Below are 11,162 nucleotides of genomic sequence, written 5' to 3'. Positions count from 1 at the left end.
TCCTTGCCGGGGGAGCGCATGAAGGCGGCGGCGAGGATGATGATCGCGCCCTGGATCAGGCCGAACACGAAGAAGGCCTGGGCGTAGCTGCCCGCGTCGATCATCTTGGCGATCGGCAGGATGGTCAGCGCCGAGCCGGCGCCGTAGCCGCCCGCGGTGAGGCCGACCGCGAGGCCGCGCTTGTCCGGGAACCACTTGAGGGCGTTGTTCACGCAGGTCGCGTAGACGCAGCCGACACCGATGCCGCCGACGACGGCGCCGGCGTAGAAGCCGGTGAGCGAGGTGGCGTAGGAGTTGATCACCCAGGCGAGCCCGGTCATCAGGCCGCCGAACATGACGACCCGGCTCGGGCCGTACTTGTCGATGAAGTAGCCCTCGATCGGGGTGAGCCAGGTCTGCACGATCACGAAGATGGTGAAGGCGACCTGGATCGCGGCGCGATCCCAGCCGAAGGTCTTCTGGATTTCCGGGACGAACAGGGTCCAGGCGTACTGGATGTTCGCGGCCGCCACCATGCAGGCGACGCCGAGAACGATTTGCAACCAGCGATTGGGTGACGGCTTCACCGCGGCGGGCGCGGCAACGGGCGTTACCATGGGCGTTCTCCCTCGTCCTTGACGGACATCTGACGGCTTGTTGGTTGGGGCGTACGCTAGTGCGACGCCGTCCTTGACAACGCCGAATCACAATCCCCTGCTGGGTGCGATATATGCATTATTTGGTATGCCAGGCATCATGGCAAGCAGAATAATGCTATTGGTGCGCTAGAAGGTCGGCCGACGCTGTTCCACGGGGGCTTGCCTGTGTGAAACGTTCCAGACCGCTAACCCAACCCATTCCGATCGAAGGGCCTAGGGTTCTGGAACCCCTTGCTCGTCGAGGTGTCGGAACTCAATCGAATCGCTTGGCTCCCTGCCTTGCTGGCAGATCGCCTTCAAGGTCCGCCATGCCTTCGTCAGCGGTCGTTCATTGTTGACCGACCGAAGGGCTTCTCAGGGTCGCCAGCAGCCGCTCACGAATGGGTGCCACGCGTCAGATTTCGACGACTTGGTGCGGGCGGGTCGGGATGGCTCAGCGCCCATCGCGGCCCAGGGGCGAGCCCGGACCTCGAAAGAAGCGCGCGCCTGCGCCGGAATCCGCCGCCGCCCTTAAAGCATGCGATTGAACGAGGATCGACATCCCGGCATCGTCGGTCTATCGCCCGGTTCGAACTGGCCCACCAGCGACTGAGGGAGGTTTGTGCTCTCGCCTTCGACACGGAGAGTACATGCCGCGATTTTTCTTCGACACCTTCGACGGCCTCGTCGTTTTCGACGACGAAGGAACCGACTTGCCCGATCGCGCCGCCGCGCGCCGCCATGCGCATCGCGCCCTGTCCGACATGATGCAGAGCGCGCCCGACCGGGGATCGACCGTTCAGTATCGGGCCGATGTCCGCGACGCGCAGAACAGGCGCATCATGACGGCCACGATCAGCTTCGCGATCGACGAGACCGACTAGGCGGCGCGGCCTCGCCCTCGGCAGGCTGCGGGAACGCCCCACCGGAGCGGCCTCGATCTCGGACGCCGCGCGATCGCCCGTGTCCGGCGGCACCCCGCGTCCCCACGCTTCCGCCGATCGGGCGACTGGTGATGCGGTGTGCGGGCAACTCACTTGTCAGAGATTGAGTTACCGGCAATGCATTGCCCATGCTCCCGCGCGGAACCGTCATGCCCCCATTCGGCTTCGAGCCGCCGACGGTCGCCTGGCGGGCGCGTGGCGGGAGCGGGCGAGCCCACGCCGCATGAGCATGGCTGACATCCTGCCGGGCGGCGGCCAGCTCGGCGCGATCGTCCGGTCCCATGACTGGGCCGCGACGCCGCTCGGCCCGATCGAGGGCTGGCCCCAGAGCCTGCGCTCCGCGGTGAGCACCGTGCTGCTGTCGCCCGTGCCGATCGTCCTGCTCTGGGGCGAGGACGGCATCATGATCTACAACGATGCCTATTCGGGCTTCGCGGGCGGGCGGCACCCGCAGCTCCTCGGCTCCAAGGTGCGCGAGGGCTGGCCCGAGGTCGCCGAGTTCAACGACAACGTGATGCGGGTGGGATTGGCCGGCGGCACGCTCGCCTACAAGGACCAGGAACTCACGCTGTATCGCTACGGCCGGCCGGAACCCGTCTGGATGAACCTCGACTACTCGCCCGTCCTCGACGAGGCCGGGCGGCCGGCCGGGGTGATCGCCGTCGTGGTCGAGACCACCGAGCGGGTGCTGGCCGCGCGGCAATTGCAGGAGAGCCAGGCGCTCGCCGACCTATATGCCGACCGCATCCAGCTCGCCCTGTCGGCCGGCGCCATCATCGGAACCTGGGTCTGGGACCTGCCCAACGACCAGTTCACCGTCGACGAGGCCTTCGCCCGCAGCTTCGGGCTCGATCCCGCCCTCGGGCGGGTCGGGCTGAGCCTGGAGCAGGTGATCGCGACCGTCCACCCGGAGGACCGCCAGGGGCTCGTCGCGGCGATCAACGAGGTGGTCGCGCGCGGGGGCGCCTACGCCCACCAGTACCGGGTGCGGCGCAGCGACGGGAATTACTACTGGATCGAGGCGAACGGCCGCGTCGACCGCGCGCCGGACGGGACGCCGCTGAGATTTCCGGGCGTCCTCATCAACGTGGAGGACCGGCGCGCCGTCGAGGCCGAGCGCGACCGCGCCATCGTGGCCCTGCGCACCCTGAACGACACGCTGGAGCAGCGCGTCGCGGAGCGGACGGGCGAGCTGATGCGGGCCGAGGAGGCCCTGCGGCAATCCCAGAAGATGGAGGCGGTGGGCCAGCTGACGGGCGGGGTGGCGCACGACTTCAACAACATGCTGACCATCATCCGCTCGTCGGTGGATTTCCTGCGCCGGCCCGAACTGCCGGAGGCGCGCAAGGCGCGCTACCTCGACGCGGTCTCGGAGACGGTCGACCGCGCGGCCAAGCTGACGGGCCAGCTCCTCGCCTTCGCCCGGCGTCAGGCTCTGAAGCCCGAGGTATTCGACGTGGGCGCCAAGCTGCGCGGCATCGCCGACATGCTCGACACCGTGACCGGTGCGCGGATCCGCGTGGTGACGCAGGTGCCGGACGAGCCGAGCTTCATCCGGGCCGACCTCAGCCAGTTCGAGACGGCGCTCGTGAACATCGCGGTGAACGCCCGCGACGCCATGGAGGGCGAGGGCACGCTGACGCTGCGCCTGACCTCGGGCAGCGCCATGCCGCCGATCCGCGGCCATGCCGGCTCGCAGAACGCCTTCGCGGCCCTGTCCCTGACCGATACGGGGGCGGGCATCGCGCCGGACCAGCTCGGGCGGATCTTCGAGCCGTTCTTCACCACCAAGGAGGTCGGCAAGGGCACCGGCCTCGGCCTGAGCCAGGTGTTCGGCTTCGCCAAGCAATCGGGCGGGGACGTGGACGTGCGCAGCAGGCCGGGGGAGGGCACCACCTTCACCCTCTACCTGCCCGAGATCACGGTCGAGGGGCAGCCCGAGCGCCCGGCGGAGGACGCGAGCAGCCTCGCGCCGGTGGGCGCCGGTCAGCGCGTCCTCGTGGTCGAGGACAATCTCGAGGTCGGGCGGTTCTGCACGCAGATCCTGCAGGATCTCGGCTACGAGACCGATTGGGCCGTCAATGCCGAGGAGGCGCTGACGAAGCTCGGCGAGGATGGCGCCGGGTTCGAGGTCGTGTTCTCCGACGTGGTGATGCCGGGCATGGGCGGCATCGCGCTGGCCCGGGATCTTCAGCGCCGGCTGCCGGATCTGCCCGTGGTCCTGGCCTCCGGCTACAGCCACGTGCTGGCGCAGGACGGGGCCCACGGCTTCGAGCTCCTGCACAAGCCGTACTCGGCCGAGCAGCTCTCGACGGTGCTGCGCCACGTGACGGCGCGCCGGCTCCGGCGCGGGCGCGCCTGAGCCCGCACCCCCGCGGGGCTCAGAACGCGTTGCGGTAGGCGCGGGGCGAGATCACCGTCTGGACGATGATCTGGATGTCGAACCAGATCGACCAATTGTCGATGTAGTGGAGATCGTGGGCGACGCGCCGCTCCATGTCGAGGTCGGTCAAGGTCTCGCCGCGCAGGCCGTTCACCTGCGCCCAGCCCGTGATGCCCGGCTTCACGTTGTGGCGGCGGGCGTAGAGCGCGATCCGCCGCTCGAAGCTCCGGTCATGGGCGAGGGCGTGCGGGCGGGGACCGACCAGCGACATCTCGCCGAGCACGACGTTGAAGAGCTGGGGCAATTCGTCGATGTTCGAGCGGCGCAGCATCGCGCCGATCCGGGTGATGCGGGAATCGTTGCGCGTCGCCTGACGGAAGCCCGCATTCTCCTCGACCTTCATGCTGCGGAACTTGAAGACGTCGAAGGGCTGCTGGTTGAAGCCGTAGCGGCGCTGCCGGAAGAAGACCGGCCCGGGGCTGTCGAGCTTGATCAGCACCGCGACCGCCGCCAGCAGCGGCGCCAGCATCACGAGGGCGGTCAGCGACAGCGCGAGGTCGAAGGCGCGCTTGATCAGGATCTCGCCGAGATTGAGCGGGCGGCGCCCGATATTGATGCCGGACAGGCGGCCGACCCGGGCGATCTGCAGGTCGGGGAAGCGGTCGAGGACCGGCCCCGGCCGCAGATGCAGGGCGGAGGGCACGCGCAGGAAGGCGTCGATGCAGCGCTCGACCTCGGCGTTGTCGGTCCAGGGCACGAGGATGAAGACGTCGTCCGGGCGCAGGAAGCGCACCACGGAGACGGCGAGGTCGAGATCCTCCGAGAGCTGCGCTTGGCGCGCGGCCTCGTCGAGCCCCGTGTCGACGCGGCGCAGGTAGCTCGTGCCGATGACGCGCAGGCCCAGGGCCTCGGCATCGTTGCTCGCGTAGAAGCGCGCGATGTCCTCCTCGAAGCCGACGAGGTGCACGCGGCTGACCGAGGCCGAGGCCGGGGTGATGCCGCGGCGCACCAGCGCGATCATCGCCGCCCGCACGCTCAGCATCACGGGCAGGCCGAGCACGAACAGGGTGACGGTGACGACGCGGGAGAAGTCGGTCGTGGTCTTGGTGGCGAAGCCGAAGACGAGGACGACCGCCCAGGCGACGAGCCAGAGCGTGGCCGCCCGGCGCAGGTGCGGGCGCTGCGCCAGCGAGGTCTCGATGCTGTATTCCTCGCGCACGAGGTTGGTGAGCAGCACGATGAGGGCGACGAGGCCCGCGATGCGCAGGCTGCGGATCTCGGAACCCGGGATCAGCGTCCCCGCATGGGCGAAGTAGTAGGTCGCCTCGATGAGCAGGCCGAGGCCGCAGATCGTGAGCACGTCCGCGACCGCGACGGTGGCCGAGATCCCGAGGCGGAAGGCGGCGCGGCTGCGGCGCGGCAGCAGGGCCGACCAGACGTGCCGGCGCCCGCCGGGAGAGCGGACGCTCTGGTAAGTCTCGGGAAGTCGATCCTGAAACATCGGGCGCTCTGTTCCGTCGTGAACCACGCTTCGTCCCGGACTGATACGGATCTCGCCGCGGCCCGGGTGCTCGGGCCTGACCGAGCAACCTTCGGACCTCGGACCGACCCGTCCGGATCGATTGCGCCCAATTCAAATTTGCGCTTACGGGTTGCCTGCACGCCGCGCAAGGCGCGGCGCCGCGGGGATACGGGCCCGGCGCCCGCCGGGTTTCGATCTCCGGTTGTATTTTGGATTGAGTGGTGCGCCGGCGCACGTCGGGGCGGGGCCTCGACCTGCGCGGGGCTGCTCCTCAGGCCGCGTCGGCCGCGCCCGCGGGGGAGACGGTCTGGATCGTCTCGAAGCCCTCGAATTGCGGGTGGCCGAGATAGAGCGGCTTGGTGGTCGGCACCCGGCTGTGGGCCTTGCGGAACTGCTCGGAGCGCGTCCAGGCCTCGAAATCGGCCCGCGAGCGCCAGATCGTGTGCGAGGCGTAGAGGACGTGGTCCTCATGCTCGGGGCCGCGCAGGAGCTGGAACTCGACGAAGCCCGCCATCTCGCCGAGGTGGCTGTCGCGCCCGAGCCAGACCTGCTCGAATTCCTGGGTCGCGTCCTTGACCACCTTGAAGCGGTTCATGGCAATGAACATGCGGGGCTCCTGTCGCTGGAAAGTCCGAAGACCGGAACATCCGGTCTCGCTCGGGCGGGAATCCTATCCCCTGTCTTCGGGCGCGCGAAATCGGGCGCCTCGCCGCAAGTGCGTGAATTGCGCATCACTGATCAGTGACTCCGTACTTCTCGCCTCGCAAAAGGTCTGAAGGCCCCGGAGCACGACTTGCAATTTCCCCGGCCTTCGTGGTCAAGTTGTTGCTAAGGCAACCTTCGGGTACGCCGAGACGCCGCCACGACCTGCACGCGCTCGTGATTTGGTCGGGCCGCCGCGCGAGGGGAATATCCGGCCACGGTCCTCCGTCGCCGCCGGCCCGTCCCGCGGGTCTCGGAACCCGAAGGCCGCCGTTGAAAATAGCTCGTCTCGCCGGAGGTCCGGCGGCGAGCGAGCGATCAGGAAGAAGGACCACGTTGAACGATGATGCCTAAGCAGACCACCGACGTGGACCGCCTTGTCGGTCTCCGCATCACGGCCTTGCGCAAGGCCCGCGGCATGAGCCAGACGGCGCTCGGCACGGCCGTGGGCGTGACCTTCCAGCAGGTGCAGAAATACGAGAAGGGCCAGAACCGCGTCGGCGCGGGCCGCCTACGCGAGATCGCCCGCCTCCTCGAGGTGCCGGTCTCCGCCTTCTTCGAGGAGAGCGACGCGGCCGGCCAGGCGCAGGAGGACGTGTTCGGCTTCCTCAGCGCCCACGGCGCGATCGAGCTGCTGCGCGCCTACGCCGCGATCCGGGACGACCAACTGCGCCGCGACGTGCTCGCCATCGTCCGCACGGCCTCCCGGCTCGGCCACGCGCCGGCCACCGAGGGCACGGCCTGACCGAACGCGGGCGGCCTTCCGCGGGCTGACGCCGCTCAGCCCGCCGCGCGGCTCGAGATCAGGTGGAAGAAGCTGCCGGTGACCTGGCCCCTGCGGTGCCCGGCGAGGCCGAGGGGCCTGCCCTCGGCATCCGTGACCTCGGCCAGGGCGAGGTCGGCGCCGGGAGGCTCCGTCAACTCGCTCGCGTAGTGGAACTCGTGCCCGACGAGGCGCGTCCCGGCCGGGCCGAGCAGGCCGTCCGCGACGAGCCGCGCGACCCGGTAGCCGAGATGGAGCTTGCGCGCCTTGTAGGAGGTCGCGACCGGCAGGAGACCCGCCATGGCGTGGGTCTGCCCGGCGGCGTCCTCCAGGCTCTGCCCCAGCACCATGTAGCCGCCGCACTCGCCGTGAACCGGCTTCTCCGCCGCGAAACGCCGCACGCCGTCGAGGAAGCGGCCCGCCGCGGCGAGGCGCCCCGCGTGGAGCTCCGGGTAGCCACCGGGCAGCCAGCAGGCGTCGCAGGTCTCCGGCGGCGCCTCGTCGGCGAGCGGCGAGAAGGGCACGATCTCGGCCCCCATCGCCCGCCAGCCCGCCGCCATGTGCGGGTAGAGGAAGGTGAACGCCTCGTCGGAGGCGACGGCGACGCGCTGCCCCGGCGGGCGCGGCAGCCCATCCCCGCCCCCGGCGGGCGGCCCGGCGCCGCCGGCCAGCGCCCGGATCGCGTCTAGGTCGAGCCCGGCTTCCGCGAGATCCGCGAGGCGGTCGAGGCGCGCCTCGAGATCCTGGGTCTCCCGCGCCTGGACGAGGCCGAGATGCCGCTCGGGCAGGACGAGGCTCGCGTCGCGGGCGAGCGCGCCGAGCACCGGCATCCCGATCCGGGCAAGCCCCGCCTCGACGAGGCGGCGGTGGCGCGGGCTCGCGACCTTGTTCAGCACCACGCCCGCGACCCGCACCCGCGCATCGTAGCGGGCGCAGCCGAGGGCGATTGCGGCGGCCGATTGCGCCGCGCCCGAGACGTCGAGGACGAGGAGGACGGGCCAGCCGTAGCGGGCGGCGATGTCGGCATTGGCGCCCGTGCGGCCCTCGCCCGCCACGATCCCGTCGAACAGGCCCATCGAGCCCTCGGCGATCACGAGGTCGGCACCCTGGGCGGCGATTCGCCCGACCGCGTCGAGGAGGCCGTCCTCCATCGCGAAACTGTCGAGGTTGACGCTCGGATGGCCGGTGGCGGCCTGGTGGAAGGCCGGGTCGATGTAGTCCGGCCCGCATTTCGCGCCGCGCACCGCCACGCCACGCCGGGCGAGCGCGCGCATCAGCGCGAGGGTCACGGTGGTCTTGCCCGAGCCCGAGCGGGGGGCGGCGACGAGGAGGCCGGGCGCGCTCATGCGGGCGGGAGGCCCGCGCCGGTCGGGCGGAAGCGGCGGTCGTAGCCCTTCGCGTAGAGGGCGCTCTCGCGGAAGTCGTGCGCCGCGAGCGCCGGCCCGACGAGGATCAGCGCCGTGCGCTCCAGCCCCGCCTCCGCGACGGAAGCCGCGAGGGTGGCGAGGCTCCCGGTGATCACGTGCTCGTCCGGCCAGGTCGCGCGGAACACCACGGCGGCGGGGCAATCCGGCCCGTAGAAGGGGGTCAGCTCGGCGACGACCTGTTCGGTGACATGGATCGAGAGGTGGAGCGCGAGCGTCGCCCCCGTCGCCGCGAAGGCCGCGAGCGTCTCCCGCTCCGGCATGGCGCTGGCGCGGCCCGAGGTGCGGGTCAGGACGACGGATTGGGCGAGGCCCGGCACGGTAAGTTCCCGCCGGAGCAGGGCCGCGGCCGCGGCGAAGGCGGGCACGCCCGGCGTCACCGTGTAGGGGATGCCGGCCGCGTCGAGGCGGCGCGTCTGCTCGGCGAGGGCGCTCCAGATCGAGAGGTCGCCGGAATGCAGCCGGGCGACGTCCTGGCCCGCCGCGTGGGCCTCGGCGCAGGCGGCCACGATCGCGTCGAGGTCGAGGGGCGCGGTGTCGAGGATGCGGGCGCCCGGCGGGCACCAGCGCAGGATCTCGGGCGCGACGAGGGAGCCCGCGTAGAGGCAGACGGGGCAGGCGGCGATGAGGTCGCGGCCGCGCACCGTGATGAGGTCGGCGGCACCGGGGCCGGCGCCGATGAAGTGAACGGTCATGGGGACGGGCTCGGGACGGCGAGCGCGCAGGTGGCGCCGGCGCTGGCGATGCGGGGAAGGGCGAGGCGGGAATCGGGACCGGCGATCGCGAGCGCCGCCGCCTCGGCCAGCGAGCCGACGCCGCGCAGGCGTTCGATGCGGGGGGAGCGGGTCAGCACCCGGGCATCCGCGGCGGCGAGGGCTTCCGGCGACACCGGCGTCGGCGCGAGCGCGAAGGCGCGCGCCGCCTCGCGCAGGGCCGGCTCCGCCGCCCGGTCCTCGGCCGTGGCGATGGCGGCGAGGCGGGGCGCATCCGTCCCGGCCTCAGCGAGCGCGCGGCGCAGCAGGGTGACGATCTCGGCGGGCTCCGTTCCGCGGCGGAACCCGATGCCGGCGACGAGGGGAGGGGCCTCGGTCACGGCTTCGTCCAGATCCACTGGGTGACGGGCATGGCCGCGCGCCATCCATGCATCCCGCCGACCGGATCGGCCCGGGCGACCGAGAGGCGCCGCAGGGCGCCCCCCCTGTCTGCGAAGGCGGCGAGCAGTGCCGCCTCGCCTTCGAGCGTCACCGCGTTGGCGACGAGGCGCCCGCCCGCGGGCAGGCAAGCGGCGGCGCGGGCCAGCAGCCCCGGCTCCGAGACGCCGCCGCCCACGAAGACCGCGTCCGGTGCCGGCAATCCGTCGAGGGCGGCGGGGGCGGCGCCCTCCACCACCGCGAGGTCGGGCACGCCGAGCGCCTCGGCGTTGCGGCGGATGCGGGCGGCACGGTCTGGGCGGATCTCGACGGCCACCGCCCGCATGGCGGGATGGCGCAGCATCCACTCGATCGCGACGGAGCCGGCGCCGCCGCCGATATCCCAGAGCCGTTCGCCGAGGCGGGGCCGGAGCGCCGCCAGCGTCACCGCGCGGATCTCCGCCTTGGTGAGCTGCCCGTCATTCTCGAAGAGCGCGTCGTCGAGGCCGGGGGCGAGCGGCAGCACCCTGGCGTCGGAGGCCGCAAGGACCTCGATCGAGAGGGTGTTGAGCGGGTCGATCCCGTCGAGGCCGAAGCCCTCGGCCGTGGCGCTGCGGATTCGCTCGCGCGGCCCGCCCATCGCCTCCAGCACAGCCAGGCGCGAGGCGCCGAGCCCGCGCTCGGCCATCAGGGCCGCGACGCGGCCCGGCGTCGTCTCGTCCCAGGACAGGACGAGGAGGCGGGTGCCCGGCTGGAGATGGGGCAGGATGCGCGTCAGCGCGCGGCCGTGCAGCGTCAGGCAGGCGCATTCGGCCAGCGGCCAGCCGAGGCGGGCGCAGGCGAGGCTGAAGGCGGAGGGTTGCGGGAAGGCCCGGATCTCGCCGGGCGGCACGAGGCGCGCGATCTCGGCGCCGATGCCGAAGTGGAACGGGTCGCCGGTGGCGAGGATGCAGGTCGGCTCGCCGCGGCGTGCCAGGATCGCGTCGTAGGCCCCCGCGAACGGGCTCGGCCAGGGGCGCGCCTCGCCGGAGAGGGGGGCGGCGAGGGCGAGGTGGCGCCGGCCGCCATAGACGACGTGGGCCGCATCGAGGGCGGCGCTCGCGGCCGGAGAGAGCCCGGCGCGGCCGTCCTCCCCGATCCCGACGATCGACAGCCAGGGCTCGCGCGACAGGCAGGGCTCGCGCGACGGCCAGGGCTCGCGGCTCGACTCCGGCGCGGGGCTAGCGGAGAAGTCTGCCATGCGCATCCTCATCCTCGGAGGCACGGGCGAGGCGAGCGCCCTGGTGCGGGGCCTCGCCGGCTCCGGCCACGCCGTCACCCTGTCGCTCGCCGGCCGCACCGCCGCGCCGAAGCCCGAGGCGGTGCCGACCCGCATCGGCGGCTTCGGCGGCCCGGAGGGGCTTGCCCGCTATCTGACGGAGAACGGCGTCGATCGGCTCGTCGACGCCACACACCCCTTCGCCGCGCGGATCTCGCGCAACGCCGCCGAGGCGGCGGCGATGGCCGGGGTGCCCCTGCTCGCGATCCGGCGCCCGCCCTGGGAAAGGCAGGCGGCCGACGCTTGGCGCGAGGTCGGGAGCGTGCCCGAGGCCGTGGCGGCTCTGGGCGAAGCGCCCCTGCGCGCCTTCCTCACGGTCGGCCGCCAGGAACTCGCCGCCTTCGCGGCGGCCCCCCAGC

11 protein-coding genes and 1 pseudogene are annotated in these 11,162 nt (G+C 72.0%); 5 read left to right on the top strand and 7 right to left on the bottom strand.

The features are described 5' to 3' along the window. Window positions 1–596 (bottom strand): MFS transporter (locus E1J50_RS24230; protein ID WP_483466582.1); only part of this gene is annotated, 596 nt, incomplete at its 3' end. Window positions 597–1,267: 671 nt separating this feature from the next. Here E1J50_RS24230 and E1J50_RS24225 point away from each other — a divergent pair. The 3 genes and pseudogenes from E1J50_RS24225 to E1J50_RS24220 all read left to right on the top strand — a co-directional run bounded on the left by E1J50_RS24225 (window position 1,268) and on the right by E1J50_RS24220 (window position 3,923). After that, a complete protein-coding gene (locus E1J50_RS24225; protein ID WP_132256520.1) occupies window positions 1,268–1,501 on the top strand; it encodes a DUF6894 family protein in 234 nt (77 codons plus the stop codon). 283 nt (window positions 1,502–1,784) lie between these two features. Continuing rightward, a pseudogene (locus tag E1J50_RS28595) lies at window positions 1,785–2,237 on the top strand (PAS domain-containing protein); the annotation flags it as partial. Next, window positions 2,214–3,923 (top strand): PAS domain-containing hybrid sensor histidine kinase/response regulator, encoded by a 1,710-nt coding sequence (locus E1J50_RS24220; RefSeq protein WP_425374967.1) that lies wholly within the window; start codon window positions 2,214–2,216, stop codon window positions 3,921–3,923. The pseudogene E1J50_RS28595 and the gene E1J50_RS24220, both read left to right, overlap by 24 nt. 19 nt (window positions 3,924–3,942) lie before the next feature. Here the strand turns inward: E1J50_RS24220 and E1J50_RS24215 are convergent, their stop codons facing one another. Both E1J50_RS24215 and hmuQ read right to left on the bottom strand, forming a co-directional pair. Then, window positions 3,943–5,445 carry an exopolysaccharide biosynthesis polyprenyl glycosylphosphotransferase gene (locus E1J50_RS24215; RefSeq protein ID WP_132256518.1) on the bottom strand — a complete coding sequence of 501 codons (1,503 nt, stop codon included), beginning with the start codon at window positions 5,443–5,445 and terminating at the stop codon, window positions 3,943–3,945. 292 nt (window positions 5,446–5,737) lie between these two features. Beyond that, window positions 5,738–6,073, bottom strand: coding sequence for a heme-degrading protein HmuQ (hmuQ, locus tag E1J50_RS24210; RefSeq protein WP_132256515.1), 336 nt, complete (start codon window positions 6,071–6,073; stop codon window positions 5,738–5,740). A gap of 438 nt (window positions 6,074–6,511) precedes the next feature. Here hmuQ and E1J50_RS24205 point away from each other — a divergent pair, with 438 nt between their 5' ends. Further along, window positions 6,512–6,913: a helix-turn-helix domain-containing protein gene (locus E1J50_RS24205; protein ID WP_132256513.1), complete on the top strand. Its 402-nt coding sequence runs from the start codon at window positions 6,512–6,514 to the stop codon at window positions 6,911–6,913. A 35-nt stretch (window positions 6,914–6,948) separates the two neighbouring features. Here E1J50_RS24205 and E1J50_RS24200 read toward each other — a convergent pair whose 3' ends face one another. Genes E1J50_RS24200 through cbiE form a run of 4 tightly spaced genes read right to left on the bottom strand, consistent with a single transcriptional unit; the run spans window position 6,949 to window position 10,725 of the window. Continuing rightward, window positions 6,949–8,277 carry a cobyrinic acid a,c-diamide synthase CobB gene (locus E1J50_RS24200; protein WP_132256510.1) on the bottom strand — a complete coding sequence of 443 codons (1,329 nt, stop codon included), beginning with the start codon at window positions 8,275–8,277 and terminating at the stop codon, window positions 6,949–6,951. Further along, a complete protein-coding gene (gene cobM / locus E1J50_RS24195; protein WP_132256508.1) occupies window positions 8,274–9,050 on the bottom strand; it encodes a precorrin-4 C(11)-methyltransferase in 777 nt (258 codons plus the stop codon). Before cobM ends, E1J50_RS24200 begins: the two co-directional genes overlap by 4 nt. After that, on the bottom strand, window positions 9,047–9,466 hold the full coding sequence (locus E1J50_RS24190; protein ID WP_132256522.1) for a cobalamin biosynthesis protein: 420 nt from the start codon (window positions 9,464–9,466) through the stop codon (window positions 9,047–9,049). Before E1J50_RS24190 ends, cobM begins: the two co-directional genes overlap by 4 nt. Next, window positions 9,445–10,725 carry a precorrin-6y C5,15-methyltransferase (decarboxylating) subunit CbiE gene (gene cbiE, locus E1J50_RS24185; RefSeq protein WP_132256506.1) on the bottom strand — a complete coding sequence of 427 codons (1,281 nt, stop codon included), beginning with the start codon at window positions 10,723–10,725 and terminating at the stop codon, window positions 9,445–9,447. The genes E1J50_RS24190 and cbiE overlap by 22 nt, the downstream gene beginning before the upstream one ends. Between cbiE and E1J50_RS24180 the strand changes: the two genes are divergently transcribed. Further along, a partial coding sequence (locus E1J50_RS24180; protein ID WP_207919284.1) for a precorrin-6A/cobalt-precorrin-6A reductase occupies window positions 10,724–11,162 on the top strand: 439 nt, incomplete at its 3' end. The two genes, cbiE and E1J50_RS24180, sit on opposite strands and share 2 nt — an antisense overlap.

It is taken from the genome of Methylobacterium segetis (assembly GCF_004348265.1).
GTDB lineage: Bacteria > Pseudomonadota > Alphaproteobacteria > Rhizobiales > Beijerinckiaceae > Methylobacterium > Methylobacterium segetis.
Note: the sequence above shows the minus strand (reverse complement) of the source record. Positions and strands in the feature narration are given on the sequence as shown.

Excerpts from the sequence above, each read along its gene's own strand:
- E1J50_RS24225 (WP_132256520.1), top strand. The coding sequence starts at position 1,268 with ATGCCGCGATTTTTCTTCGACACCTTCGACGGCCTCGTCGTTTTCGAC.
- E1J50_RS24215 (WP_132256518.1), bottom strand. The coding sequence starts at position 5,445 with ATGTTTCAGGATCGACTTCCCGAGACTTACCAGAGCGTCCGCTCTCCC.
- hmuQ (WP_132256515.1), bottom strand. The coding sequence starts at position 6,073 with ATGTTCATTGCCATGAACCGCTTCAAGGTGGTCAAGGACGCGACCCAG.
- E1J50_RS24205 (WP_132256513.1), top strand. The coding sequence starts at position 6,512 with ATGATGCCTAAGCAGACCACCGACGTGGACCGCCTTGTCGGTCTCCGC.
- E1J50_RS24200 (WP_132256510.1), bottom strand. The coding sequence starts at position 8,277 with ATGAGCGCGCCCGGCCTCCTCGTCGCCGCCCCCCGCTCGGGCTCGGGC.
- cobM (WP_132256508.1), bottom strand. The coding sequence starts at position 9,050 with ATGACCGTTCACTTCATCGGCGCCGGCCCCGGTGCCGCCGACCTCATC.
- cbiE (WP_132256506.1), bottom strand. The coding sequence starts at position 10,725 with ATGGCAGACTTCTCCGCTAGCCCCGCGCCGGAGTCGAGCCGCGAGCCC.